At 44.0% G+C, this 25,738-nt stretch carries 25 protein-coding genes; 23 read left to right on the top strand and 2 right to left on the bottom strand.

Annotated elements, in window-relative coordinates; all coding sequences use genetic code 11:
- From PGU50_RS04445 to thiI, 3 genes are read left to right on the top strand one after another with little or no spacing between them, the layout of a single operon-like run.
- Nucleotides 1–738 carry a 16S rRNA (uracil(1498)-N(3))-methyltransferase gene (locus tag PGU50_RS04445; RefSeq protein WP_270246200.1) on the top strand — a complete coding sequence of 246 codons (738 nt, stop codon included), beginning with the start codon at nucleotides 1–3 and terminating at the stop codon, nucleotides 736–738.
- 59 nt (nucleotides 739–797) lie between these two features.
- Complete coding sequence (locus PGU50_RS04440) at nucleotides 798–1,955, top strand: cysteine desulfurase family protein (protein WP_008374989.1); 1,158 nt, start codon at nucleotides 798–800, stop codon at nucleotides 1,953–1,955.
- Nucleotides 1,956–1,964: 9 nt separating this feature from the next.
- A complete protein-coding gene (thiI, locus tag PGU50_RS04435) occupies nucleotides 1,965–3,146 on the top strand; it encodes a tRNA uracil 4-sulfurtransferase ThiI (protein ID WP_055155635.1) in 1,182 nt (393 codons plus the stop codon).
- Nucleotides 3,147–3,238: 92 nt separating this feature from the next.
- Here the strand turns inward: thiI and PGU50_RS04430 are convergent, their stop codons facing one another.
- Nucleotides 3,239–3,472 carry an HPr family phosphocarrier protein gene (locus PGU50_RS04430; protein WP_008374994.1) on the bottom strand — a complete coding sequence of 78 codons (234 nt, stop codon included), beginning with the start codon at nucleotides 3,470–3,472 and terminating at the stop codon, nucleotides 3,239–3,241.
- Nucleotides 3,473–3,606: 134 nt separating this feature from the next.
- On the opposite strand from PGU50_RS04430, the gene mtaB reads away from it, so the two are divergent.
- The 8 genes from mtaB to PGU50_RS04390 all read left to right on the top strand — a co-directional run bounded on the left by mtaB (nucleotide 3,607) and on the right by PGU50_RS04390 (nucleotide 10,753).
- Entirely contained in the window at nucleotides 3,607–4,932 is a 1,326-nt protein-coding gene (mtaB, locus tag PGU50_RS04425; RefSeq protein ID WP_008374996.1) for a tRNA (N(6)-L-threonylcarbamoyladenosine(37)-C(2))-methylthiotransferase MtaB, read from the top strand.
- A gap of 51 nt (nucleotides 4,933–4,983) precedes the next feature.
- Nucleotides 4,984–5,241 carry an IreB family regulatory phosphoprotein gene (locus tag PGU50_RS04420; RefSeq protein ID WP_008374998.1) on the top strand — a complete coding sequence of 86 codons (258 nt, stop codon included), beginning with the start codon at nucleotides 4,984–4,986 and terminating at the stop codon, nucleotides 5,239–5,241.
- 12 nt (nucleotides 5,242–5,253) lie between these two features.
- Complete coding sequence (gene ruvX, locus PGU50_RS04415) at nucleotides 5,254–5,682, top strand: Holliday junction resolvase RuvX (RefSeq protein WP_044999233.1); 429 nt, start codon at nucleotides 5,254–5,256, stop codon at nucleotides 5,680–5,682.
- Between the two features lie 39 nt (nucleotides 5,683–5,721).
- Nucleotides 5,722–5,988: a DUF1292 domain-containing protein gene (locus tag PGU50_RS04410; RefSeq protein ID WP_008375002.1), complete on the top strand. Its 267-nt coding sequence runs from the start codon at nucleotides 5,722–5,724 to the stop codon at nucleotides 5,986–5,988.
- A 122-nt stretch (nucleotides 5,989–6,110) separates the two neighbouring features.
- On the top strand, nucleotides 6,111–7,775 hold the full coding sequence (locus PGU50_RS04405) for a ribonuclease J (RefSeq protein ID WP_117556117.1): 1,665 nt from the start codon (nucleotides 6,111–6,113) through the stop codon (nucleotides 7,773–7,775).
- Between the two features lie 154 nt (nucleotides 7,776–7,929).
- Nucleotides 7,930–8,577, top strand: a complete 648-nt coding sequence (locus PGU50_RS04400; protein ID WP_008375007.1) for an O-methyltransferase — start codon at nucleotides 7,930–7,932, stop codon at nucleotides 8,575–8,577.
- Between the two features lie 36 nt (nucleotides 8,578–8,613).
- The gene (locus PGU50_RS04395) at nucleotides 8,614–9,849 is read left to right on the top strand and encodes a peptidase U32 family protein (RefSeq protein WP_270246199.1); all 1,236 of its coding nucleotides are present in this window, start codon (nucleotides 8,614–8,616) and stop codon (nucleotides 9,847–9,849) included.
- Complete coding sequence (locus PGU50_RS04390) at nucleotides 9,842–10,753, top strand: CPBP family intramembrane glutamic endopeptidase (RefSeq protein ID WP_118217237.1); 912 nt, start codon at nucleotides 9,842–9,844, stop codon at nucleotides 10,751–10,753. Before PGU50_RS04395 ends, PGU50_RS04390 begins: the two co-directional genes overlap by 8 nt.
- A 74-nt stretch (nucleotides 10,754–10,827) precedes the next feature.
- Here the strand turns inward: PGU50_RS04390 and sigK are convergent, their stop codons facing one another.
- Entirely contained in the window at nucleotides 10,828–11,460 is a 633-nt protein-coding gene (sigK, locus tag PGU50_RS04385) for an RNA polymerase sporulation sigma factor SigK (protein WP_118198380.1), read from the bottom strand.
- A 182-nt stretch (nucleotides 11,461–11,642) separates the two neighbouring features.
- Here sigK and PGU50_RS04380 point away from each other — a divergent pair, with 182 nt between their 5' ends.
- From PGU50_RS04380 to PGU50_RS04325, 12 genes are all read left to right on the top strand, one after another.
- Nucleotides 11,643–13,013, top strand: coding sequence for a Mur ligase family protein (locus PGU50_RS04380; RefSeq protein ID WP_070098607.1), 1,371 nt, complete (start codon nucleotides 11,643–11,645; stop codon nucleotides 13,011–13,013).
- Between the two features lie 10 nt (nucleotides 13,014–13,023).
- On the top strand, nucleotides 13,024–13,758 hold the full coding sequence (locus PGU50_RS04375; protein WP_207737966.1) for a type 1 glutamine amidotransferase: 735 nt from the start codon (nucleotides 13,024–13,026) through the stop codon (nucleotides 13,756–13,758).
- Between the two features lie 456 nt (nucleotides 13,759–14,214).
- On the top strand, nucleotides 14,215–15,741 hold the full coding sequence (locus PGU50_RS04370; protein WP_270246197.1) for a YifB family Mg chelatase-like AAA ATPase: 1,527 nt from the start codon (nucleotides 14,215–14,217) through the stop codon (nucleotides 15,739–15,741).
- A gap of 14 nt (nucleotides 15,742–15,755) precedes the next feature.
- Nucleotides 15,756–16,844, top strand: a complete 1,089-nt coding sequence (gene dprA / locus PGU50_RS04365) for a DNA-processing protein DprA (protein ID WP_117556107.1) — start codon at nucleotides 15,756–15,758, stop codon at nucleotides 16,842–16,844.
- Nucleotides 16,845–16,876: 32 nt separating this feature from the next.
- The gene (gene topA, locus PGU50_RS04360; RefSeq protein ID WP_270246196.1) at nucleotides 16,877–18,964 is read left to right on the top strand and encodes a type I DNA topoisomerase; all 2,088 of its coding nucleotides are present in this window, start codon (nucleotides 16,877–16,879) and stop codon (nucleotides 18,962–18,964) included.
- A 153-nt stretch (nucleotides 18,965–19,117) separates the two neighbouring features.
- Nucleotides 19,118–19,900: a GTP-sensing pleiotropic transcriptional regulator CodY gene (gene codY / locus PGU50_RS04355; RefSeq protein WP_022220379.1), complete on the top strand. Its 783-nt coding sequence runs from the start codon at nucleotides 19,118–19,120 to the stop codon at nucleotides 19,898–19,900.
- A gap of 87 nt (nucleotides 19,901–19,987) precedes the next feature.
- The gene (locus PGU50_RS04350) at nucleotides 19,988–20,293 is read left to right on the top strand and encodes a hypothetical protein (RefSeq protein WP_008375025.1); all 306 of its coding nucleotides are present in this window, start codon (nucleotides 19,988–19,990) and stop codon (nucleotides 20,291–20,293) included.
- A 118-nt stretch (nucleotides 20,294–20,411) separates the two neighbouring features.
- Nucleotides 20,412–20,696: a co-chaperone GroES gene (locus tag PGU50_RS04345; protein ID WP_022220380.1), complete on the top strand. Its 285-nt coding sequence runs from the start codon at nucleotides 20,412–20,414 to the stop codon at nucleotides 20,694–20,696.
- 83 nt (nucleotides 20,697–20,779) lie between these two features.
- Entirely contained in the window at nucleotides 20,780–22,405 is a 1,626-nt protein-coding gene (groL, locus tag PGU50_RS04340) for a chaperonin GroEL (RefSeq protein WP_008375030.1), read from the top strand.
- 100 nt (nucleotides 22,406–22,505) lie between these two features.
- Complete coding sequence (locus PGU50_RS04335; RefSeq protein WP_117556103.1) at nucleotides 22,506–22,997, top strand: DUF6106 family protein; 492 nt, start codon at nucleotides 22,506–22,508, stop codon at nucleotides 22,995–22,997.
- Nucleotides 22,998–23,204: 207 nt separating this feature from the next.
- Nucleotides 23,205–24,659: an IMP dehydrogenase gene (gene guaB, locus PGU50_RS04330; RefSeq protein ID WP_055155624.1), complete on the top strand. Its 1,455-nt coding sequence runs from the start codon at nucleotides 23,205–23,207 to the stop codon at nucleotides 24,657–24,659.
- A 276-nt stretch (nucleotides 24,660–24,935) separates the two neighbouring features.
- Nucleotides 24,936–25,664, top strand: coding sequence for a peptidoglycan recognition protein family protein (locus PGU50_RS04325; protein WP_008375036.1), 729 nt, complete (start codon nucleotides 24,936–24,938; stop codon nucleotides 25,662–25,664).
- Nucleotides 25,665–25,738: the final 74 nt, after the last annotated feature.

Below are 25,738 nucleotides of genomic sequence, written 5' to 3'. Positions count from 1 at the left end.
ATGCATCATTTTTTTGTAACACCACAGCAGATCTCCGGAGATAAGATCCGGATTGAAGGCGGAGATGTTAATCATATGAAGAATGTGCTCCGGATGAAGCTGCATGAAAAGGCTGAAATCAGTGACGGAGAAAGAAGAACCTATCTTTGCGAGGTGGAAGCCTATGAAGAAGATGTGGCGGTTATGCATATTCTGGAAGAGATGGAAGCGGACACGGAACCGGCGTCAAAGCTGTATCTTTTCCAGGGGCTTCCCAAAAGCGACAAGATGGAGCTGATCGTGCAAAAAGCGGTGGAGCTTGGCGTGTATCAGGTGATTCCTGTAGCAATGAAGCGTTCTGTTGTTCGTCTGGATGATAAGAAAGCAGCGAAAAAAGCAGACCGTTGGAATTCCATCGCAGAAAGTGCGGCAAAGCAGGCCGGAAGAAGCCGGATCCCGGAAGTTACCATGCCGCTTTCGTATAAAGAAGCACTGAAAATGGCAGAAGAGCTTGATGTGACGTTGCTTCCGTATGAACTTGCAGGTGGTATGGAAGTGACAAGAGAAGTGATCCGCCAGATTAAAAGTGGACAGTCTGTTGGGATTTTTATCGGACCAGAGGGTGGATTTGAACCGGAAGAAGTTGATGCAGCAGTCAGTATGGGGGCGAAGGTCATCACCCTGGGCAGGCGGATCCTGCGGACAGAGACAGCCGGACTTGCAACGCTTGCTGTACTGATGTTTGAACTGGAACAGTAGACCGGCAGGCAAAGAACTGCATAAGATAAAGAGAAGAAGTGTTTGGGAGACAAAGAAAAATGGAAGTTTATCTGGATAATTCAGCAACAACGAGAGCCTATGAGTGTGTTCGGGATATAGTCGGAAAAGTGATGTGTGAGGATTACGGCAATCCATCCTCCATGCATAAAAAAGGTGTGGATGCAGAAGCGTATGTCCGTGAGGCGAAGGAGACACTTGCAAAGATTCTGAAGGTGCAGGAAAAGGAACTTTATTTCACATCCGGTGGAACAGAAAGTGACAACCTTGCATTGATTGGAGGTGCACGTGCCAATCACCGTGCCGGCAAGCATCTGATCACCAGTTCAATTGAACATCCGGCAATTCTCAATACCATGCGTTACCTGGAAGAGGAGGAGGGCTATCGTGTGACCTATCTTCCGGTTGATGAGTATGGACGGATCCGCCTGGATGCGTTAAAGGAAGCACTCTGTGACGAGACGATCCTGGTATCGGTCATGTATGTGAATAACGAAGTGGGATCGGTTCAGCCGATTGCAGAAGCATCTGCGATCGTAAAGGCTTATAATAAAAATATCCTGTTCCATGTGGATGCAGTACAGGGATTTGGAAAATATAAGATTTACCCGAAAAAGATGGGAATCGATATGCTTTCTGTAAGCGGACATAAGATCCATGGACCGAAGGGAATCGGTTTTATCTATATCAATGAAAAAGCAAAAGTAAAACCGATCATTTTCGGAGGCGAGCAGCAGAAAAACATGCGTTCCGGAACAGAAAATGTACCGGGGATTGCAGGAATCGGGCTGGCAGCAAAGACGATTTACACAGACCTGGATGAAAAGGTGGCACATATGCGTGCCTTGAAACAGCACTTTATCGAAGGGGTACAGAAAATCGATCATACTGTGATCCACGGACTTTATGATGAAACAAGTGCACCACATATCATCAGTGTGGGATTTGCAGGAATCCGGAGTGAGGTTCTTCTTCATACACTGGAAGAGAAGGGGATTTATGTATCATCCGGTTCGGCATGTGCATCCAACCATCCGGCGATCAGCGGAGTGTTAAAGGGAATCGGAGCCGGAAAAGAATATCTGGACGCAACGCTCAGATTCAGTATGTCAGAATTTACTACAGAAGAAGAAATTGACTATACGCTGGAAACATTATATAATTGTGTACCGATGCTTAGAAAGTACACACGCCATTAGGAGGAAAGAATGAAGTTTCAGACTTATTTGATAAAATATGGAGAAATCGGAATCAAAGGAAAGAACCGTTATATGTTCGAGGATGCACTGGTAAGACAGATCAGGCATTCGTTAAAAGACCTGGATGGATTATTCCATACTTATAAAGCACAGGGAAGAGTTTATGTGGACTGTGACGGAGATTATGACGGAGATGAAGTGGTAGAAGCTCTGAAAAGAGTATTCGGAATTGTAGGGATCTGTCCGGTTGTCCGCGTAGAGGATAAAGGATTTGAAGAACTGAAAAAAGATGTGATCGCATACATGGATGAGGTTTATCCGGATAAGAATATCACATTTAAGGTAGAGTCCCGTCGTGCAAAGAAAACCTATCCGAAGAAATCAATGGAGATCAATTATGACCTCGGAGAAGCTATTCTGTATGCATTCCCGGAAATCCGGGTAGATGTACACCACCCGGATGTACTGCTTCATGTAGAGGTAAGAGAAGAGATTTATATCTATTCCGAGATCATTCCGGGACCTGGCGGTATGCCGATCGGGACCAATGGAACCGCGATGCTTCTGCTTTCCGGTGGAATCGACAGTCCGGTTGCAGGTTATATGATCTCCAAACGTGGCGTCGGACTGGAGGCAACCTATTTCCATGCACCGCCGTACACCAGCGAGAGGGCCAAACAGAAGGTAGTGGATCTTGCAAAGCAGGTTTCCAAATATACAGGACCGATCAAGCTGCATGTAGTCAACTTTACCGATATCCAGCTTTATATCTATGAAAAATGCCCACATGATGAACTGACGATCATCATGCGCCGTTATATGATGCGGATTGCAGAGCATTTTGCAAAAGAAGACGGATGCCTGGGACTTATTACCGGTGAAAGTATCGGACAGGTGGCAAGCCAGACCATGCAGAGCCTGATGGCAACCAACGATGTATGTACATTGCCGGTATATCGGCCACTGATCGGGTTTGACAAGCAAGAGATTGTAGATATTTCAGAGAAGATCGGAACCTATGAGACTTCCATTCTTCCATACGAAGACTGTTGTACGATCTTCGTGGCAAAACATCCGGTAACCAAACCGAATGTAGAAGTGATCCGCAAATCAGAAGAAAACTTAAGTGAAAAGATTGATGAACTGTTTGCAGAAGCAGTGAATACTGTGGAGACGATCATCGTAAAATAATAAAAGAAAAAGGGGAGCTTTTTCAGGCTCTCCTCAAAAAAAGAAAGGACGCAGTACAGAAAATGTACTGCGTCCTGATACTTCGCATTCTATTATACTAAGTATGGTTTCAGAAGTTCGATGATGTTATCAGCATCCTGGTTCTCAGCATGGATGTTCAGATCAATCGGTTTAGAAAGATCAAGACTGAAGATACCCATGATAGATTTTGCATCAATCACATATCTTCCGGATACCAGGTCAAAATCGTAATCGTATTTTGTGATTTCGTTTACGAATGATTTTACTTTGTCGATAGAATTTAAAGAAATTTGTACGGTTTTCATTGAAAGCACACCTCCTTGATTTCATTTTCTATAGTTATATTAAAAGTTATACATAAAAAAGTCAAGGAACAAAACGCCGAAGAATGAATGAAATTTTCGTTAAATGTTATAAATATTGAAAGTAGGATGAATTTATGAAAAAAGCAGCATTACACAACCTGGGCTGTAAGGTAAATGCTTATGAAACAGAAGCGATGCAGGAACTGCTGGAAAAGAACGGATATGAGATCGTACCGTTTCATGATCTGGCAGATGTCTATGTGATCAATACCTGCTCGGTGACGAATATGGCAGACCGCAAGTCCAGACAGATGATCCATCGTGCCCGAAAACAGAATCCTGATGCAGTGATCGTAGCGGCCGGCTGTTATGTGCAGGCGCAGGCGGATATGGGTGAGCTGGATGAGAATATAGATATTGTAATCGGGAATAATAAAAAAAAGGATCTGATCCGCCTTCTGGAAGAATATTTTAAAGAAGACATTCCGGAACAGATGCAGGAGGTCATTGACATTAACCATACCTTCGAGTATGAGAGCCTCCATCTTTCCCGGACAGCAGAGCATACAAGGGCATATCTGAAAGTGCAGGATGGCTGCAACCAGTTCTGTACCTACTGCATCATTCCTTATGCGAGAGGACGCGTGCGCAGCAGGAAAAAAGAAGACGTAGTGGAAGAGGTGCGTACACTTGCGGAACATGGGTATCAGGAAGTGGTACTTACCGGAATCCATCTCAGTTCTTACGGATTGGAATGGAAAGATGAAAATGGAAAGCAGACAGAAGGACTCCTGGATCTGATCCGCGCGGTACATGGAGTTGAAGGGATCAAAAGGATCCGTCTGGGTTCTCTGGAACCGCGTATCGTGACGGAAGAATTTGCAAAAGAACTGGCTTGCCTGCCGAAGATATGTCCGCATTTTCACCTGTCTCTGCAGAGCGGATGTGATGCAACCCTGAAACGGATGAACCGCAGATATGATGCGGCAGAATATCGGGAAAAATGTGAGCTTCTCCGGAAGTATTTTGAAAATCCGGCACTGACAACCGATGTGATCGTAGGATTCCCGCAGGAATCAGAGGAAGAATTTGAAGCCTCCCGGGACTTTGTAGACAGCATCAATTTTTATGAGACTCATATATTTAAGTATTCAAAGCGCCAGGGAACGAAGGCTGCGAAGATGGACGGGCAGATCCCGGAACATGAAAAAACGCGAAGAAGCAATATCATGCTGGAACTGAACCGCAAAAAAATGCAACGCTATGAAGAAGGATGGCTTGGAAAAAAGGTGGAAGTTCTATTTGAAGAGATGACAGAACGTGATGGGAAAAATTATGTCACAGGGCACACCAAGGAATATCTGCGGATTGGGGTTCCATGCGAACCGGAACAGGCAGACCGGTGGACCAATCAGTTAAAAGAGATAGAACTTACTTCACTTTCACAAATTATGCATTGAATTTTTGTATAGATTATATTAAAATGAATATGAAGTATTGGAGGTCGTAAGATGAAAGATATAACGAATACACAATTTTTTCAGGTAGAGACAGGACCACAGATCCAGGCAAAAGATATTCTGGAAATTGTATATAATGCTCTGGTGGAAAAAGGATATAATCCGGTGAATCAGATTGTAGGATACATTATGTCCGGTGATCCTACATACATTACCAGCTATAACGGAGCAAGAAGCCTTGTGATGAAGGTTGAGCGGGATGAGATAGTAGAAGAATTATTAAAAGCTTATATCAGACATGAACTGTAGGTTGAAGATATGATGCGGATAATGGGACTTGATTATGGTACGAAGACCGTAGGTGTTGCTGTAAGTGATCCTCTGGGGATTACGGCACAGGCAGTGGAGACGGTTACGAGGAAGGACGAGAACAAGCTTCGGAAGACACTGGCAAGGATTGAGAGCCTTGCAACCGAATATGGAGTAGAGAAGTTTGTGATCGGTTTTCCGAAACATATGAATAATGATATCGGAGAACGGGCAGAGAAGGCACTGGAATTTGGAGAGATGCTGAAGCGGCGTACCGGCATTGAGATCGTGATGTGGGATGAGCGCCTTACAACGGTGGAAGCGGAACGGACACTTATGGAATCCGGCGTAAGACGGGAGAACCGCAAGCAGTATGTGGATCAGATCGCGGCTGTATTTATATTGCAGGGATATCTGGACTCTCTGGGTATGCAAAAGTAACAGGCTTTGGAATACAATCAGACGATAAGGGGAAAGTATATGAAGAATGAAAAATTAACGTTTACATGCGGAGAAGGCGGCGAAGCAGAAGAATTTTTTGTTGTGGAGCAGACCAGACTGAATGGAGTGACTTACCTTCTGGTTGCAGATTCAGAAGAGGATGATGCAGAGTGCCTGATCTTGAAGGATACAAGTGCGCCGGAAGAGAAGGACAGCGTTTATGAGATGGTAGAAGAGGAAGTAGAGCTTAATGCCGTACTCAAGGTGTTCGAAGAGCTTCTGGAGGATGTGGAGATTGAAGTGTAGACGGAACTGTCAAAAGAATATTTCTGACAGATAAGAACGGGGTTCGCACACAGAGGCGGACTCCGAATTTTACGATAATTAAATGTACGGATGAGATACATAAAATATATGGAGGTGTGAGATTGAAGAAAAAAAGCAACTCAAAACTTAAGATCATTCCGCTTGGAGGCCTTGAAAAGATCGGAATGAATATCACTGCCTTTGAATATGAAGACAGTATTATTGTAGTAGATTGCGGATTGTCGTTCCCGGAAGATGATATGCTCGGAATCGATCTTGTAATCCCGGATATCAGTTACCTTAAGAGCAATGCGGATAAGGTGAAGGGGTTTGTGATCACACATGGACATGAGGATCACATTGGAGCGCTTCCTTATGTGCTTAAAGAGATTAATCTGCCGATTTATACAACAAAGCTGACTATGGGAATTATCGAGAAAAAGCTCACAGAGCACAATCTTCTCCGCTCAACTAAAAGAAAAGTAGTGCGTCATGGACAGTCGATCAATCTTGGAAAATTCAGAATTGAATTTATCAAGACGAACCACAGTATCCAGGATGCATCGGCACTGGCAATCTATTCGCCGGCAGGTATTGTTGTGCATACCGGAGACTTTAAGGTAGATTATACACCGGTATTTGGTGATGCGATTGATCTGCAGCGTTTTGCAGAAATTGGCAAGAAAGGGGTACTGGCATTGATGTCAGACAGTACCAATGCGGAGAGACCTGGTTTTACACAGTCAGAAAGGACAGTGGGAGCTACATTTGACCGGCTTTTTGCCGAACACTCCAATACAAGAATTATTGTAGCAACCTTCGCTTCGAATGTAGACCGTGTACAGCAGATCATCAATACGTCTTACAAGTATGGACGTAAAGTAGTTGTAGAAGGCCGCAGTATGGTAAATATCATTTCGGTTGCATCAGAGCTTGGCTATTTGAATGTGCCGGAGAATACGCTGATCGAGACAGATCAGTTGAAAAACTATCCAAGAGAGAAGACAACGATCATCACAACCGGAAGCCAGGGAGAATCTATGGCGGCTCTGTCACGTATGGCAGCAGATATCCATAAGAAGATCTCGATCATGCCGGGTGACACGATCATTTTAAGCTCTAATCCGATCCCGGGTAATGAAAAAGCGGTATCGAATATCATTAATGAACTCTCTGAAAAGGGAGCGAATGTTATTTTCCAGGATACGCACGTATCCGGACATGCGTGCCAGGAAGAGCTGAAGCTGATCTATTCACTGGTAAAACCAAAATATGCAATTCCGGTTCACGGAGAATACCGTCATCTGAAAGCGAACGCAGGTATTGCCAAATCTCTTGGGATTCCGAAGGACAACATTTTCATCCTCAAGTCAGGCGATGTACTTGCACTGGATGATGAAAGCGCAGAAGTTGTAGATAAGGTACACACAGGAGAAATCCTGGTAGATGGACTCGGTGTTGGCGATGTCGGTAATATTGTACTGCGTGATCGTCAGCATCTGGCAGAAGACGGAATCCTGATTGTCGTTCTGACACTGGAAAAGCGTACCAACCAGCTTCTTGCCGGACCGGATATCGTATCCCGTGGATTTGTTTATGTACGTGAATCTGAAAGCCTGATGGAAGAGGCACGGAAGGTTGTTACGGAAGCGGTTGAAAAATGTCTGATGAGCCGTCATGCTGACTGGAGCAAGATTAAGCTTGTGATCCGCGACACAATGAATGACTTTATCTGGAAAAGAACCAAGAGAAAACCAATGATCCTTCCGATCATTATGGATGTATAATATAAAGATGCCTGTGGCATTTTTATGAAAATAAGCAGATGCGAAGATATCTGCATAAAGAAGCGCAGTCAGAGTTGAAAAGAAAATAAACTTTGTCTGCGCTTCTATGATAAATGTATAGGATAAGAATTCCCTTGGAAGAAAAGAGGAAGATATGATAGTAGAAGAACGACTGACGACTTACCTCCATTCTCTGGAAAGTGCGGACATTCCCGTTCTCGATGAGATCGAACAGGAAGCCCTTGCGGACATGGTTCCGATCATCCGCAAAGAGACAAAAAGTTTTCTGAAAGTAATGCTGGAGATCAAACGTCCGGTAAAGATTCTTGAAATTGGGACAGCAGTTGGGTTTTCGGCAATTTTGATGGGAAAATATTCTCCGGAGGAATGTCACATTACAACAATCGAAAATTACGAAAAAAGGATTCCAATTGCCAGAGCCAATTTTGCCAGGGCAGGTATGGAACAGAAAATTACGCTGCTTGAAGGCGATGCACTGGAGATCATGAAAGGTATGCCGGATGATGCAGGATTTGATTTTGTGTTTATGGATGCCGCAAAGGGACAATATCCGGCATATTTAGAACAGGTGATGCGTTTCCTTGTGCCGGGAGGGATCCTGATCACGGATAATGTGTTGCAGGACGGAGATATTATTGAGTCACGGTTTGCGGTGGAAAGAAGAGACCGCACGATCCATAGCCGGATGAGGGAGTATCTGTATACTCTGAAACATCATCCTGAGCTTGAGACATCTATTCTTCCGCTGGGAGATGGAGTGGCACTGAGCGTGCGAAAATAAAAACAGGAGATAACAGTAACAGAAAGGAAAAAAATAATGGCAAGACATTCTGAATTATTGATACCGGCAAGCAGCCTGGAAGTGTTGAAGACTGCAGTCGTATTTGGAGCAGATGCAGTTTATATTGGAGGAGAAGCATTTGGACTTCGTGCAAAGGCAAAGAACTTTTCCAAAGAAGATATGATGGAAGGAATCCGGTTTGCACATGAGCATGATGTAAAAGTATATGTAACTGCAAATATTCTGGCACATAACTACGATCTGGAAGGCGTGCGGGAATATTTTAAAGAGTTAAAGGAAATAAAACCGGATGCATTGATCATTGCTGATCCGGGTGTATTTGAGATCGCAAAAGAAGTATGTCCGGAAATTGAAAGACATGTGAGTACACAGGCCAATAATACAAATTATGCAACTTATATGTTCTGGTACAGACAAGGGGCGAGCAGAGTTGTATCTGCAAGAGAACTTTCCATGCGTGAGATCAAAGAAATACGTGCACATATCCCGGATGATCTGGAGATTGAGACATTCGTACACGGTGCAATGTGTATTTCTTATTCCGGAAGATGTCTGCTCAGTAATTTCTTTACAGGCAGGGATGCAAACCATGGCGCATGCACCCATCCGTGCCGCTGGAAATATTCTGTTGTGGAAGAAACCCGTCCGGGAGAATATATGCCGGTTTATGAAAATGAGAGAGGAACGTATATTTTCAATTCAAAAGACCTCTGTATGATCGAACATATTCCGGAGCTTATCGATGCGGGGATTGACAGCTTCAAGATCGAAGGAAGAATGAAAACGGCTCTGTATGTGGCAACTGTAGCGAGAACATACCGGAAAGCAATTGATGATTATCAGAAAGATCCGGAGCTTTACAGGAAGAATATGCCGTGGTATCTGGACCAGATCTCGAATTGTACCTATCGGCAGTTTACAACTGGATTTTTCTTTGGAAAACCATCGGAAGAGGCACAGATTTATGACAGCAACACCTATATCCGGGAGTACACATATCTTGGAATCACAGAAGAGATTAAAGACGGTATGGTGAAGATCGAACAGAGAAATAAATTTTCGGTGGGCGAGACGATTGAGATCATGAAACCGAACGGAGATAACGTGGAGGTTCAGGTAAAACGGATCGTAAATGAAGAAGGAGAAGAACAGGAGAGTGCACCACATCCGAAGCAGGTACTGTATGTAGAACTGTCCGGTAGGGCTGACAAGTACGATATTCTCAGAAGAAAAGAGGAAGCAGATGAATAAAAAAACGTGGAAGCCATATGCGGCGATCGTACTGATCCTTCTGTACGGCGTGGATATATTCTGGCTTTCCGGATTTTGTGTCCATTATTTTGGTGAGTGGGGAATTCCAATGTATGAGGGCCTTCTTGCGGTGCTGGCACTTGGAATAGTAGTGCTTTTCAGGGAAGACGTAAAGCGTGCATTTCCATTTCACAGACCGACGATCGCAAAGACTGTCGGAACATTGCTGATGTGGATCGGAACCCTTCTGATCACGATGATTCCGACATCGATCCTGCTTTATGTATTTCCGGAGCAGATGAGTGGGGCTACAGAAAGTGTGAGTGAATTATCCGGTGGATTGCCGTTTGGACTTGCATTTCTTCTGATCTGTGTCACGCCGGCGATTTTTGAGGAAATAGCATTCAGAGGCGGGCTTTTCAGCTGTTTTCGTGGCTTTAGGAGTCCATGGCCGGCAATTCTGATCAGTGCAGCAGTGTTCGGTGCATTTCACGGAAGCTTCTGGCGGTTTGTGCCGACAGCGATGCTTGGAATCGCCATGGGATATCTGCTTGCCGAGACGGATAACATGTTTTATAACATGTTCTTCCATCTGATCAATAATGCGTTACCGACATTGCTTTTACAGCTTACTTCCAGTGTGGCTTCAGAGCAGATGAAAAGTGCAGAAGCTATGGCATCGACAGGCATTTTGCTTGTGACGGTGGCGGTGTATTTTATTTATGCTTCGGCAGGACCGTTTCTGCTTTATGCGGGGAATTACCTGATCCATAAAGGACAGCCGGGATACGACAGGGGACTTCTGCCAAGAGAGAAAAAGAAAACTCTGCTGGGGCTTGTGCTTGTAAGTAGCGTCTTTCTAGGACTTGGCATTCTGCTTTTTGGTATAGGAATGTTTGAGTAGAGTGTCCTGTCTGTCGGTGTGAAAGAAGCATCATGAATTTAAAAATGGACAGACAGGATCTAGACCGGCAAAAATTAAAAATGAGAAGGAAGAAAGCAGGGGCGGAGTTTTTGAATCGCCCCTTTTTCAATTCGCGAAACGTAGGAACGTGAGATGCCAAGAGAAGCTGCAACTTCTTTCTGGGTATATTCTTTTTCACCATAAAGACCGTAGCGTTTTTTCAGTACCAGCTGTTCGCGGTCGGTGAGAACGGATTCCAGTTTTTCATAGAGAAGAGAAATATCATTTTTCAGGGCAAGCTGCATACAGGCATCTTCTTCATCAGATTCGATGACATCATACAGGCAGATCTCATTCCCTTCCCGGTCTGTACCGATCGGTTCGTATAGGGAGGTTTCCCGGTTACTTTTCCGCTTGGTGCGCAGCATCATCAGAAGTTCATTTTCGATGCAGCGGCAGGCGTAGGTGGCAAGCCGGGCTTTTTTGTCTGGGTTAAAGGTGGAAACTGCTTTGATAAGACCGATGGTTCCGATGGACAGAAGATCTTCTGTATCGTCCTCCAGATGCTGATATTTTTTTATGACATGAGCGACCAGACGGAGATTGCGCTCGATCAGAATATGACGGGCCTCATTGTCACCGTCTGCACTGCGTCTCAGAAGCTCGGATTCCTCTTTTGGAGTAAGAGGCGGAGGAAAGGATTTCAATACGATTACCTCAAAATAGAGTTACTAACATTGTATGTAAAAGTGAAATGTTCTGTGCTTTTCCATTCGGGTTATTTTGCGCTTGTGGTACGTCTGAAAATGCGTTATAATGAGCGTTGAATCATGTAGTAGCAGATATGGTTTACAAAAGAAATGAGATTACGAGAGAAAAGGAAAAAATTATGGGAATAAGGACAAGATTAGCGGTACTTGCCTGTAAGACATCCAATGCAGTCCTGCGGCGGATGGGACGAGGCGGAACGAACCTGCCGGGCAAGATCGCATTAAAAATTGACAAAGATATTTTAAAGGAATTATCACGTGGGGTGAAGGTTACGGTAGTGACCGGAACCAATGGAAAGACGACCACGTCCCGTATGATCGAGCAGGCATTTGAAGAAGCCGGATATAAGTACTTCGCAAATAAATCCGGTGCCAATCTTCTGACCGGGATCATTACGGTGTTTGCACAGCACTGCAGTCTTTCTGGCAAGTGTTCCTACACACACGCACTGATCGAGTGCGATGAGGCAGCGTTCCGCAAGACCAGTGAGATGCTGCCGGTAGAGTGTCTGGTAGTCAACAATATTTTCCGTGACCAGTTGGACAGATATGGGGAGATCACCCACACGTTGAATGCAATCCGCGAAGGAATTACCCACGTACCGGATGCAACCCTGTGCCTGAACGCGGACTGTTCATTGACGTCATCTCTTGCAGATGATGTACCGAATAAGGTTGTATGGTTCGGGGTGGATGTGCCGATTTACAAAGAGACAGCGTTTGAATTGTCTGATGCAGTGTACTGTATTCATTGTAAGACAGAATATGAATACGATTACAGAACTTACAGCCATCTTGGCGGTTTCCGCTGTCCGAAATGTGGATATCACCGGCAGACACCGCAGGTTGGCGTGACGCAGGTAGTGCGTACCGGAGCAGATTCTTCGGATATCGTGTTAAATGCATTCGGGCATAGCCATGATGTGCACATTAATCTTCCGGGAGGTTACAATATTTACAATGCGGCAGCTTGCGTTGCGGCTGCGGAGATTGTTGGAATCGATGAAGACACAGCAGTTGATGCACTCAGCAGATTTGAGTGTGGTTTCGGACGTGCGGAACAGTTTGAACTTGGCAAGTCTAAAGCACGTATGATGCTTGTCAAGAACCCGGCAGGGTACAATCAGGTCATCAACCAGATCTCTAATGATGAGGAAGAGTGCAAGATTGCGTTCCTTCTGAACGACCGTTATGCAGATGGAACCGATATCAGCTGGATCTGGGATGTGGATTTTGAAGCACTTGCCCGCCAGAGCGCACGCTTTACCCGTATTCTGGTATCCGGAGTCCGTGCAGATGATATGGCGCTCCGCCTGAAATATGCAGGATTTGACACTGGACGGATTGAAGTGATCCGTGACTATGAGAACCTTTTAGAAGCAATCGGAGCGGATGAGACACCGACATTTATTATGCCGACTTATACCGCTATGTTTGATCTGCGCGGCGAGATCAGCAAGCATACCGATATCAAGGCATTTTACGAATAAGGAGGGAATTATGGAACTGAATATCTGTCATCTCTATCCGGACATCCTTAATCTGTATGGAGACCGGGGCAATATCATCACAATGAAACGTCGTATGGAGGATCGGGGAATCAAGGTCAATGTAGAAGGCTGCTCGATCGGAGAAACGCTGGATGCAAACCGCTATGATATCTTCTTCATTGGCGGAGGTCAGGATTTTGAACAGGAAGTCCTTCTGAAAGACCTGGGGACCGGAAAAGCAGCAGAGATCCGCGCGGCTGTGGAAGATGAAAAGACCTTCCTCGCAATCTGCGGAGGCTATCAGATGCTTGGCCAGTATTATAAGACCTGGGATGGTGTCCAGCTCGATTTTACCGGCGCGATCAACATTCATACCGTTGGATCAAAAGAGCGTATGATCGGCAATTATATGTTTGAGACCCTCCCGGAGAGCAGTGGAGCTGTCGTAGTCGGCTTTGAAAATCATTCCGGCAAGACCTACCTGGGTGAAGGCGTATCACCACTCGGCAAAATGCTCAAAGGCTACGGCAACAACGGAGAAGACCAAACCGAAGGAGCCCGCTACAAAAATGTCTTCGGAACCTATTCACACGGCTCCCTTTTACCAAAGAACCCGGTACTCTGTGATTTTATATTACAAACTGCCCTAGAACGCAAATACGGCAAAATCGCCCCACTCGTCCCACTGGACGACACCTTAGAATTAAACGCCAACGAATACATGAAACAAAGATTAAGTAAATAACTCTTTTAGCAAAATGCCTCTGCACACAAGGTTTCGACCTGCATGTGAAGAGGCATTTTGTCCCCACTATGATACAGCAAGGCAAAACTTTGCCAGTAAAGTACAGTGGTCGTCGTGGGAAAATCATCTCTTTCGATTCACTTATTGTGCAATGGAGAGAAGACTCAAAAATTGTGGAAGCCATTGCTGACACAATTTTCGCTTTCAGAGGCTTCTCGGAATGGTTTGCACAATGGAATCGAAAGAGATGATTTTCCCACGACGACCTCACAACCTACTCGTACAAAAATTTCCTCCAACTCATCTTGACAAAATCCCCTACCCATACTATCATAAGGATACATTTTCTAAAAGATATCGGTTTTCTTTTAGCAAATCGCTCATGGCATTTCGCCATATATTTTCTGAAATAAAACTTCTGAACTTTTGCCGGGGAAAGGCAAGGGTGAATTTAATATGGGATTTTATAAGGTACATTCGGCAACGATTCTGGGGCTGAAAGTAGAATTTGTGCAGGTAGAGGCAGATGCAGGGAACGGACTTCCAATGTTTCATATGGTGGGATATCTGTCTTCTGAGGTAAAGGAAGCCGCAGAACGGGTAAGAACTGCCATGCGTAATGCCGGTTATATCATGCCGGCGAAAAAGATTGTAATCAATCTGTCGCCGGCATGTGTCCGCAAGAAGGGATCGGTATTTGATCTTCCAATTGCAGTTGCAGTACTCGGGGCAATGGGGATTTTCCCGGAAAAAGCAGTGGAGGATATTTTACTTGCAGGAGAGCTCGGACTGGATGGAAAGCTACAGCCGGTAGAGGGAATCCTTCCGATTGTTCTGGAAGCAAAGAGGGCTGGTTTTAGGTGTTGTGTGATTCCGAAGTCAAATGAGGATGAGGGAAGGCTGGCGCAGGGAATACAGATTTTTGGGGCAGAGACTCTGGAGGAGGTATGCAGATGGTTGAAGGGTGAGTATATGCCTCAGATGGAGAAAAGTGACAAAGAAGAGGCTCATGGAATGGAAGAATGGGACATAGATTATAGTGATATTCAGGGACAGGAAGCAGTAAAAAGAGCGACGATGGTGGCGGTGGCAGGAGGACATAACCTGCTTTATGTCGGTCCGCCTGGTTCCGGAAAGACGATGCTTGCCAAACGGATTCCGACGATACTACCACCGCTTGACCGTGAAGAAAGTCTGGAGATCACGGGGATTTACAGTACGGCGGGACTGCTTAAAAGAGAGAATCCGCTGATCTGGAAGAGACCGTTCCGGGAGGTCCATCATACCGTGACGCGGGCAGCACTCATCGGAGGCGGACGAATCCCATCGCCGGGAGAAGCAACACTTGCGCATGGAGGTGTCCTTTTTCTGGATGAGCTGGCGGAGTTCCCAAAAGGTGTTCTGGAGGTGCTCAGGCAGCCGCTGGAAGAAAAATGCATTCATCTGGCAAGGCAGCAGGGAGCTTATATTTTTCCGGCAGACTTTATGCTGGTTGCTGCAACGAATCCATGTCCCTGTGGAATGGCTCCTGGTCCCCAATGCACCTGTACGCCCGGGCAGATCCGGAATTATCAGGGAAAGTTGAGCCAGCCGTTTCTGGATCGGATTGATATCTGCATGGAGGCACCCAAGGTCGAATATGAAGAACTGACCGGAAAGGAAACAGGGATGGATTCCAGAGCCATGCGGGAAAAAGTGATGCTTGCAAGAATGCGTCAGATGGAACGTTTTCGGGAAGAAAAGCTGACAAAAAATGTACAGATGGGACAAAATGAAATTGAAAAATACTGTCATCTTGGGAAAGAGGAAGAACGGATGATGCGCCAGGCTTATGAAGTGATGAACCTGACGGTGAGGAGCTATCATAAGGTGTTGAAGGTGGCACGGACAATCGCAGATCTGGAGGAAAAGGAGGAGATCGATCTTGCGACACTTCGAGAGGCACTGGGGTATCGGGTTATGGATAAAGAATACTGGGGATAAGAGAAATGAGTGAAATGTGGTATACATATTGGCTGGCGTGTGTGGAAGGAATCACCGGTGGCAGGAAGTGTGAATTATGCAGAAAAAACGGATCTGCGGAAGCAGTCTATTATATAGAAGAAAAAGGAATCAGAGAACAGACAATTACAGAAAAAGAGTGGGAGATCCTGAAAGAAAGTAAGAAAAAAAGGAACTGGAGGGAAGCGTATCAAAAAGCGGTGGACCGGGGAATTCAGATGGCAGTCCGTGGCCAGAAAAATTATCCGAAGCGGCTTGAAGAACTTGCGGGAATGCCGTATGCACTCTTTTTTATCGGGGAGATGCCACAGGAGGGAATCCCGTCGGTGGCGGTGGTGGGTGCCAGAAGATGTAGCAGCTATGGTGAAAAAATGACGCTTCGCTTTGTGGAAAGACTTGCGGAGAGTGGAATCCAGATCATCAGTGGAATGGCACTGGGAATTGACGGGATGGCACACCGGGCTGCATTAAATGTTGGAGGAAAGACATTTGCGGTCCTGGGAGGCGGAGCTGATGTATGTTATCCGGCGGCACATAAAGGACTCTATAATGATTTGATAAAGCGGGGCGGCATACTGTCTGAACAGCCACCGGGAACTCCACCGGTTGCCTGGCATTTTCCGGCAAGAAACCGTCTGATCAGCGGACTTGCCGATGTGGTACTTGTTATGGAGGCAAAAGAAAAGAGCGGATCCCTGATTACAGCAGACATGGCTCTTGAACAAGGAAGAGACATTTATGCTCTCCCGGGGATGGTGACAGAGCCGCTGAGCTGTGGTTGTAACCGCCTGATCCGGCAGGGAGCAGGGATTCTTCTGAATGAAGAAGATTTGCTGGAAGAACTGGTTATAAAAGGGCTGCTAAAGAAGAAAATCGCAATTATATCAGACACGAAAAATAAAATAAAGCTTGAAACGAAAGAAAATTTGGTGTATAGTAAGCTCGGTTTGTATCCGCGGGGGCTGGATGATTTACAGAGAGAAACCGGACTTACTCCACAGGAGGTGATGGGAATCTGTGTATCTCTTCAGTTGAAAGGATGCATTCAGGAAAGATCAAAAAATTATTATGTCAGAGCTAAATGATCTGACACTATTAATATGGAGGAATATAATATATGGCACGTTATCTTGTGATTGTAGAGTCACCGACAAAAGTGAAGACCATAAAGAAATTTCTCGGCAGCAATTACGTGGTAATGGCATCAAACGGACATGTAAGAGATTTGCCGAAAAGTCAGATGGGAGTAGACCTGGAGCATGACTTTGAGCCGAAATACATTACAATCAGAGGAAAAGGTGAGATCCTTGCAGGACTTAGAAAAGAAGTAAAAAAAGCAGATAAGATTTATCTTGCAACTGACCCGGACCGCGAAGGAGAAGCAATTTCCTGGCACTTGATGAAAGCACTTAAGCTGGAAGGAAAGAAAGTATACCGGATCAGCTTTAACGAGATCACTAAAAGTGCGGTAAAGGCATCCCTGAAAAATGCACGTGATATCGACATGGATCTGGTAGATGCGCAGCAGGCGCGTCGTGTGCTGGATCGTATCGTGGGATATAAGATCAGTCCGGTTCTCTGGGCAAAAGTAAAAAGAGGACTTAGTGCCGGTCGTGTGCAGTCTGTGGCACTTCGCATCATTGCAGACCGGGAAGATGAGATCGCAGCGTTTATTCCGGAAGAATACTGGTCACTGGACGCCAATTTCAAGGTAAAGGGAGAAAAGAAGCCTCTTGTAGCAAAATTCTACGGAACAAAGGATGAGAAGATTACGATCCATAATGAAGAGGAAATGAATAAGATTCTTGCAGAACTGGAAGATGCAGAATATAAAGTGGTCGATGTAAAGCGCGGTGAGAGAAGCAAAAAAGCACCGCTTCCGTTTACAACCAGTACCCTTCAGCAGGAGGCATCCAAAGCATTGAATTTTGCAACTTCAAAGACGATGCGTATCGCACAGCAGCTTTATGAAGGTGTGGATATCAAAGGAAGTGGAACGGTTGGTCTGATCACTTACCTGCGTACGGATTCGACCCGTATCTCTGAGGAGGCGGATGCAAATGCAAGAGCCTACGTTGGAAAAGCCTACGGAGAAGAGTATGTGGCAGAGGCTGCATCGGAACAGAAGCAGAAGAATGACGGGAAAAATATTCAGGATGCACACGAAGCCATCCGCCCGTCAGATGTTACCCGTGTTCCGGCAGAAATCAAAGAATCTCTTACAAGAGATCAGTTCCGTCTGTATCAGCTGATCTGGAAGCGTTTTGTGGCGAGCAGAATGCAGCCGGCAAAATATGAGACAACTTCTGTTAAAATCGGAGCAGATGATTACCGTTTTACGGTATCGGCATCTAAGATTATATTTGAAGGTTTCCGTCTGGCATATGTGGAAAGCGATGAGGAAAAACAGAGTGGAAATGTAATGGTCAAGAGTATCGATAAAGATTCAGAACTGACGAAAGAATCCTTTGACTATAAGCAGCATTTCACACAGCCACCTGCACATTACACCGAGGCATCTCTTGTAAAGACGCTGGAAGAACTTGGAATCGGACGCCCGAGTACCTATGCACCAACAATCTCTACGATCATTACAAGAAGATACGTTGCAAAAGAGAACAAGAATCTTTATATGACAGAGCTTGGTGAAGTGGTCAATAATATTATGAAGCAGTCTTTCACAAGCATTGTCGATGTCAACTTTACCGCTTATATGGAAGGACTTCTGGATATGATCGCAGAAGGAAAGGTAGAGTGGAAATCGGTTATCAGCAATTTCTATCCGGATCTGAATGAAGCGGTTGAAAAAGCAGAAAAAGAGCTGGAAACAGTTAAAATTGAGGATGAGGTAACCGATGTAGTCTGCGAAGAATGTGGAAGAAATATGGTCATCAAATACGGTCCTCATGGAAAGTTCCTTGCATGTCCCGGATTCCCGGAATGCCGCAACACCAAACCGTATCTGGAGAAGATCGGAGTTGCCTGCCCGAAATGCGGAAAAGACATTGTACTGCGTAAGACAAAGAAAGGCAGACGTTATTACGGATGTGAGGATAATCCGGAATGTGATTTTATGTCATGGCAGAAGCCATCAGAAGAAAAATGTCCGAAATGCGGAAGCTATATGGTAGAAAAGGGAAATAAACTTGTCTGCGGTAATGAACAGTGTGGGTTTGTTAAAAATAAAGAGAAAGATGAAAAATAAATCAAATTTCATTGAACTATTCAGAATTGTATGATAATATATTTATATGCACATTTTTTGACTAATTTGTGTGCATAATTTCAACAATATTTCATATTCGTGAAAAATGCGAACGGAAACGCACATTTTTAATAAAAGTATATGGAGGCAGATATGAGCGTACAATTATTGGATAAAACAAGAAAAATTAACAAACTGTTGCACAATAATAATTCAAGCAAAGTTGTGTTTACAGATATCTGTGAAGTTCTGACAGAGATTCTGGCATCGAATGTACTGGTAGTTAGTAAGAAAGGAAAGGTACTCGGTGTCAGCACATGTGAAGGAGTCCCGGAGATCCATGAACTTTTGCAGGACGAAGTGGGAGAACATATTGATCCGATGTTGAATGAACGTCTTCTCAGTATTCTTTCCACAAAAGAGAATGTTAATCTGCAGACACTTGGATTTACAGCTGATGTATCCCAGGGATATCAGGCGATCATTACTCCGATCAACATTGCAGGAGAGAGACTTGGAACTCTGTTTTTATACAGAAAAGAGTCCATGTACGAAATTGATGACATCATTTTGAGTGAGTACGGAACCACTGTCGTGGGACTTGAGATGCTCCGCTCTGTTAATGAAGAGAGTGCAGAAGAGACCAGAAAAGAACAGATCGTACAATCTGCGATCAGCACCCTTTCTTTCTCTGAGCTGGAAGCAATCATCCATATTTTTGATGAACTTAACGGAATGGAAGGGATTCTGGTGGCAAGCAAGATTGCAGACCGTGTGGGAATCACCCGTTCTGTAATTGTCAATGCACTCCGCAAATTTGAGAGTGCGGGTGTGATCGAATCCCGTTCATCCGGTATGAAAGGAACTTACATCAAGGTTGTGAATGATTACGTGTTCAAAGAACTGGATAAGATTAAAAAAGAAAAAATGAATTAAGGATAAAAGTAAAAGAGGGGTATCAGACAAATCTGATGCCCTTTTCTTTAACGGGGAATTATATTTGTAAAAAGGAGAGAAGAGAGCATGTATGATGGAGATAAAGCTGTACTTACGATGGTACAGTATCTGAAAGAAGATAAGGAAAAAGATGAGAATATTTATGAGGCAACAGTCATAGAATATCAGAAGGAGATGGAGCAGGTACATCTGATCCTGCGCTCAGGCAGTCTTTCTGATATTTCACTGGATGCAGTATATGAATGCCGGATCCGGACGATCACTTGTGAGACTGTGTGTACAGGGATGATAAAGGAGCGTTATGAGAACCGTGCAGGTATGATTCTGGTTCTGCAGGTGACGAATGGATTTTATGAAATAAATCTAAAGTAATTATAAAATTCAAAATCGAATGTTGACAAAAAAGAAAGAGAGTGCTATCTTATACCTAGAAAGTTTTTAGCACTCGATTTTGTTGAGTGCTAACAAGATAGAGTTAGGAGGAATTATAATGAAATTAGAACCATTAGCTGACAGAGTTGTATTAAAACAGTTAGTTGCAGAGGAGACTACCAAATCAGGAATCGTACTTCCTGGACAGTCAAAGGAAAAACCACAGCAGGCAGAAGTTGTTGCTGTAGGACCTGGCGGAGTTGTTGATGGAAAAGAAGTTACGATGAATGTTTCAGTAGGTGATAAAGTTATCTATTCCAAATATGCAGGTACAGAAGTAGAACTTGATGATGAAGAATACATCATTGTAAAACAGAATGATATTCTTGCAGTGATCAGATAATCCGGCAGGATATCATATACAGATAAAAATCAGATTTTCAGATCAGAACAGAATTTTATTTTTAAGAATCAGGAGTGATAGAAATGGCAAAGGAAATTAAATACGGAGCAGACGCAAGAAAGGCACTGGAAGCAGGTGTCAACAAACTTGCTGATACAGTAAGAGTAACAATCGGACCAAAAGGAAGAAACGTAGTCCTGGATAAATCATTCGGAGCACCGCTTATCACAAATGACGGTGTAACAATCGCAAAAGAAATCGAACTGGAAGATGCATTTGAAAATATGGGAGCACAGCTGATCCGCGAAGTTGCATCTAAGACCAACGATGTTGCAGGTGATGGTACAACAACAGCAACTGTTCTTGCACAGGCTATGGTACACGAAGGAATGAAGAACCTGGAAGCAGGTGCAAACCCGATCGTATTAAGAAAAGGTATGAAGAAAGCAACAGACTGTGCTGTGGAAGCTATCAAGAAGATGAGCAGCAAAGTTACAGGAAGAGAGCAGATCGCAAGAGTAGCAGCTATCTCAGCAAGTGATGACAGTGTTGGTGAGATGGTAGCAGAAGCTATGGACAAAGTTTCCAACGATGGCGTTATCACAATTGAAGAGTCAAAGACAATGAAGACAGAGCTTGACCTTGTAGAAGGTATGCAATTCGACCGTGGATATATTTCAGCATATATGTGCACTGATATGGAAAAGATGGAAGCAAATCTTGACGATCCATATATCCTGATCACAGACAAGAAGATTTCTAATATTCAGGAAATCCTTCCACTGCTGGAACAGATCGTACAGTCAGGAGCAAAACTTCTTATCGTAGCAGAAGATATCGAAGGAGAAGCTCTTACAACTCTGATCGTCAACAAACTGCGTGGAACATTCAATGTAGTTGCAGTAAAAGCACCTGGATATGGTGACAGAAGAAAAGCTATGCTGGAAGATATTGCAATCTTAACAGGCGGACAGGTAATCTCAGAAGAACTTGGTCTGGAACTGAAAGATACAACAATGGCACAGCTTGGACGTGCAAAATCTGTAAAAGTTCAGAAAGAGAATACAGTCATCGTTGATGGTATGGGCGATAAGGCTGCTCTGGAAGCCAGAATCGGACAGATTAAAGCTCAGATCGAAGAGACAACATCTGATTTTGATAAAGAAAAACTTCAGGAAAGACTTGCAAAACTCGCCGGCGGAGTTGCAGTTATCCGTGTAGGTGCTGCTACTGAGACAGAGATGAAAGAAGCAAAACTCCGTATGGAAGATGCTCTTAATGCAACAAGAGCAGCAGTAGAAGAAGGAATCATTGCAGGTGGTGGATCAGCATACATCCATGCATCAAAAGAAGTTGCCAAACTTGCAGAAACTCTGGAAGGTGATGAAAAGACAGGGGCAAAAGTAGTCCTCAAAGCTCTGGAAGCACCATTATTCCACATTTCAGCTAACGCAGGTCTTGAAGGCGCAGTTATCATCAACAAGGTAAGAGAAGCTGAACCGGGAAATGGCTTTGATGCTTACAATGAAGAATATGTAGATATGGTGAAAGCAGGTATCCTTGATCCTGCAAAAGTAACAAGAAGCGCACTGCAGAACGCTACAAGTGTTGCATCTACACTCCTTACAACAGAATCCGTTGTTGCTAACATCAAAGAAGATGCACCGGCTATGCCGGCGGGCGGAGCTCCGGGAATGGGCATGATGTAAGCTAAAAATATGATTTTTAGAAAACTCCTCAGAAGAGGAGTTTTCTTTTTATTATAAAAGTGTTACAATAGTTCTAATATATAAATTTGGAGGTTAGGATATGGGTGATTTTTACACAGAACAGCTGGTGAAGAGGCAGAAAGCATCTTCGACGACGCTGATCAAAGCAATACTTATCATACTTACTGTTCTGTCGGTCGTACTTATATTTATGATCCCATTCGGAATAATTGGTCCGGTGATCATGATCGCACTGGATGTTTTTTTGTTCCGGAGTATGGATGTTGAATATGAGTATTTATTTGTGAATGGGAGTCTTGATATTGATAAGATTATGGCAAAATCCCGTCGGAAAAATATGTTTTCCATGGAGATGACGGATCTTGAGATGATGGCACCTTCCGGTTCGCCGGAACTCAGACCTTATCAAGGACTGAAAGGAACCGATTATAGTTCAGGTATGCCGGGGGCAGATACATATGAGCTGATCGTTGTAAATAACGGGGAAAAGAAAAAAATTATTTTTGAGCCAAATAAGACAGTTTGTGAAGGAATGAAGATGCTGGCACCAAGAAAAGTATTTTGTAAATAATTCCCGAAAGACGTGCAGAAAAGCTTGCAGGTTCCGGGGTACAATTGCATCCGGAAAGACGGTTACGTAGAATTATCAGTGATCTGTAGAAATGTGATTGTCACGGACGGACGAATGTACTCGATAAAGGACTTGACATAGCATAGATTTATGCGTTATCATAGCAGATAATCAAAATTACAGACGAGAGAGAAAGGAAGAAAAATCATGGGAAAGATTATTGGAGAAGGAATCACCTTCGATGATGTACTTCTGGTACCTTCTTATTCAGAAGTAATTCCAAATCAGGTTGATTTATCAACTTATCTTACAAAGGGCATTAAGCTTAACATACCGATGATGAGTGCGGGAATGGACACTGTTACCGAACATCGTATGGCGATCGCTATGGCACGCCAGGGAGGTATCGGTATTATTCACAAGAATATGTCGATTGAACAGCAGGCAGAAGAAGTAGACAAGGTTAAGCGTTCTGAGAATGGTGTTATTACAGATCCATTCTATCTGTCGCCGGAGCATACACTGGCAGATGCTAATGAACTGATGGCGAAGTTCCGTATTTCCGGAGTTCCGATCACAGAGGGAAGAAAGCTGGTAGGTATCATTACGAACCGTGACCTCAAGTTTGAAGAAGATTTCTCCAAGAAGATCAAAGAATCCATGACAAGCGAAGGTCTTGTAACAGCACAGGAAGGTATTACCCTGGAAGAAGCAAAGAAGATCCTCGCAAAAGCAAGAAAAGAAAAACTTCCAATCGTAGACAAAGATTTTAACTTAAAAGGTCTGATCACAATTAAAGATATTGAGAAACAGATCAAATACCCACTGTCAGCAAAAGACGCGCAGGGAAGACTTCTGTGTGGTGCAGCGATCGGTATTACAGCGAACTGTCTTGAAAGAGCAGAAGCTCTTGTAAAAGCAAAAGTTGATGTAGTAGTACTTGATTCGGCACACGGACATTCAGCAAATGTACTTCGTACCGTAAGAATGATCAAGGATGCATTCCCGGATCTTCAGGTGATCGCAGGTAACGTTGCAACAGGAGAAGCAACAAAAGCGCTGATCGATGCAGGTGTTGATGCAGTAAAGGTTGGTATCGGACCTGGATCCATCTGTACAACCCGTATCGTAGCCGGTATCGGTGTACCACAGATCACAGCTGTTATGGACTGCTACGAAGCAGCAAAAGAGTCGGGAATTCCGATTATTGCAGATGGTGGTATTAAGTACTCAGGTGATATGACAAAGGCGATCGCAGCCGGAGCCAACGTATGTATGATGGGAAGTATCTTCGCAGGATGCGATGAGAGCCCGGGAACATTCGAACTCTATCAGGGAAGAAAATACAAAGTATATCGTGGAATGGGATCTATCGCAGCAATGGAGAACGGAAGCAAAGACAGATACTTCCAGACAGATGCGAAGAAGCTTGTACCGGAAGGCGTAGAAGGACGAGTTGCCTATAAAGGATCTGTAGAAGATACTGTATTCCAGTTAATGGGCGGTCTCCGTTCCGGAATGGGTTATTGTGGAGCACCAGACATCGAAACTCTCAAGACAACAGGACGTTTCGTAAAAATTTCTTCCGCATCCCTCAAAGAAAGCCATCCACACGACATCCACATCACAAAAGAAGCACCAAACTACAGCGTAGATGAATAAGATGCAAAATTAATCAAGAGAGAAGAATCATTTCCGTAAGAGAGACGATTCTTCTCTCTTACATTATCCAACTATTTTCAAACTTCACCCAAACCTTCAACAGTCAACGGAATCCAGCGGCAATTGTTTTTTCGGAGGGGTACACGTCCCCTTCCGACTACCTTAATAAAAAAATAATAATTTTTTCAACAATTTCTCACCATTTTATGATAGTCTGGATATAGTTGGGATTCCAACAGAAAATTTGCAAAAAACACAAAAGATTGAGATGACGAAATGAACCGAAGAAAGAAGAAAAACACCAGAGCCAACCTGTACAGGGGGGGCGATGGAAAAAGCTATTATGAGGCGAATAAGAGGCGCAGAATGAGCCGTTATATAAAGGTGGGAAGTACGATCCTGATCACACTGCTTCTTGCACTTTCTATTATGAAGATCAGTGGAAGAGGAATCTTTGCACAGAGAGCATACAGTGAGCTTTCTGATGAAGTGATCAGTGCCCAAAAGCCGGATATTGATGTAGAACTGTTAACTGTGAATGAATATTCAAGACCGGGACTTTCAACCAATGAGATTACCGGAATAGTCATTCATTACACTGCCAATCCTGGTTCGACAGCGATGGAGAACAGAGACTATTTTGAGGGACTGAAGGACAGTCACATTACGCAGGCAAGCAGTAATTTTGTAGTAGGACTGGACGGGGAAATCGTACAGTGCGTACCAACCTGGGAGGTTGCTTATGCATCCAATACACGGAATTTTGATACGGTGTCCATTGAGTGCTGTCATCCGGATGAGACCGGAAAGTTCAACGAGGCAACTTATAAGAGCATGGTACAACTTACAGCATGGCTGTGTGAAAAGTTTTCGCTGACAGAAGAAGATGTGATCCGACATTATGATATTACAGGGAAAATCTGTCCGAAATACTTTGTCGAAAATGAAGATGCCTGGAAGCAGTTTAAAAGTGATGTAAAAGCGGTCCTGGATAACGCAAAATAAAAAATATCTATTGATTCACTTCCAAAGTGTCTGCTATAATGTTTTAATATAACGGGCAATTGAAGGCACCCGGA

It is taken from the genome of Coprococcus sp. AM11-30B (genome assembly GCF_027674365.1).
Taxonomy (GTDB): domain Bacteria; phylum Bacillota; class Clostridia; order Lachnospirales; family Lachnospiraceae; genus Allocoprococcus; species Allocoprococcus comes.
This window is presented reverse-complemented; position numbering and strand designations above follow the sequence as displayed.

What these genes read in the sequence shown, in the direction of transcription:
- groL (WP_008375030.1), top strand. Translation starts at nt 20,780, where the DNA reads ATGGCAAAGGAAATTAAATACGGAGCAGACGCAAGAAAGGCACTGGAA.
- PGU50_RS04335 (WP_117556103.1), top strand. Translation starts at nt 22,506, where the DNA reads ATGGGTGATTTTTACACAGAACAGCTGGTGAAGAGGCAGAAAGCATCT.
- PGU50_RS04345 (WP_022220380.1), top strand. Translation starts at nt 20,412, where the DNA reads ATGAAATTAGAACCATTAGCTGACAGAGTTGTATTAAAACAGTTAGTT.
- dprA (WP_117556107.1), top strand. Translation starts at nt 15,756, where the DNA reads ATGTGGTATACATATTGGCTGGCGTGTGTGGAAGGAATCACCGGTGGC.
- PGU50_RS04400 (WP_008375007.1), top strand. Translation starts at nt 7,930, where the DNA reads ATGATAGTAGAAGAACGACTGACGACTTACCTCCATTCTCTGGAAAGT.
- PGU50_RS04410 (WP_008375002.1), top strand. Translation starts at nt 5,722, where the DNA reads ATGAAGAATGAAAAATTAACGTTTACATGCGGAGAAGGCGGCGAAGCA.
- PGU50_RS04370 (WP_270246197.1), top strand. Translation starts at nt 14,215, where the DNA reads ATGGGATTTTATAAGGTACATTCGGCAACGATTCTGGGGCTGAAAGTA.
- PGU50_RS04440 (WP_008374989.1), top strand. Translation starts at nt 798, where the DNA reads ATGGAAGTTTATCTGGATAATTCAGCAACAACGAGAGCCTATGAGTGT.
- PGU50_RS04350 (WP_008375025.1), top strand. Translation starts at nt 19,988, where the DNA reads ATGTATGATGGAGATAAAGCTGTACTTACGATGGTACAGTATCTGAAA.
- PGU50_RS04395 (WP_270246199.1), top strand. Translation starts at nt 8,614, where the DNA reads ATGGCAAGACATTCTGAATTATTGATACCGGCAAGCAGCCTGGAAGTG.
- codY (WP_022220379.1), top strand. Translation starts at nt 19,118, where the DNA reads ATGAGCGTACAATTATTGGATAAAACAAGAAAAATTAACAAACTGTTG.
- topA (WP_270246196.1), top strand. Translation starts at nt 16,877, where the DNA reads ATGGCACGTTATCTTGTGATTGTAGAGTCACCGACAAAAGTGAAGACC.
- PGU50_RS04420 (WP_008374998.1), top strand. Translation starts at nt 4,984, where the DNA reads ATGAAAGATATAACGAATACACAATTTTTTCAGGTAGAGACAGGACCA.
- PGU50_RS04430 (WP_008374994.1), bottom strand. Translation starts at nt 3,472, where the DNA reads ATGAAAACCGTACAAATTTCTTTAAATTCTATCGACAAAGTAAAATCA.
- PGU50_RS04325 (WP_008375036.1), top strand. Translation starts at nt 24,936, where the DNA reads ATGAACCGAAGAAAGAAGAAAAACACCAGAGCCAACCTGTACAGGGGG.
- ruvX (WP_044999233.1), top strand. Translation starts at nt 5,254, where the DNA reads ATGCGGATAATGGGACTTGATTATGGTACGAAGACCGTAGGTGTTGCT.
- PGU50_RS04375 (WP_207737966.1), top strand. Translation starts at nt 13,024, where the DNA reads ATGGAACTGAATATCTGTCATCTCTATCCGGACATCCTTAATCTGTAT.
- PGU50_RS04380 (WP_070098607.1), top strand. Translation starts at nt 11,643, where the DNA reads ATGGGAATAAGGACAAGATTAGCGGTACTTGCCTGTAAGACATCCAAT.
- PGU50_RS04390 (WP_118217237.1), top strand. Translation starts at nt 9,842, where the DNA reads ATGAATAAAAAAACGTGGAAGCCATATGCGGCGATCGTACTGATCCTT.
- PGU50_RS04445 (WP_270246200.1), top strand. Translation starts at nt 1, where the DNA reads ATGCATCATTTTTTTGTAACACCACAGCAGATCTCCGGAGATAAGATC.
- thiI (WP_055155635.1), top strand. Translation starts at nt 1,965, where the DNA reads ATGAAGTTTCAGACTTATTTGATAAAATATGGAGAAATCGGAATCAAA.
- mtaB (WP_008374996.1), top strand. Translation starts at nt 3,607, where the DNA reads ATGAAAAAAGCAGCATTACACAACCTGGGCTGTAAGGTAAATGCTTAT.
- guaB (WP_055155624.1), top strand. Translation starts at nt 23,205, where the DNA reads ATGGGAAAGATTATTGGAGAAGGAATCACCTTCGATGATGTACTTCTG.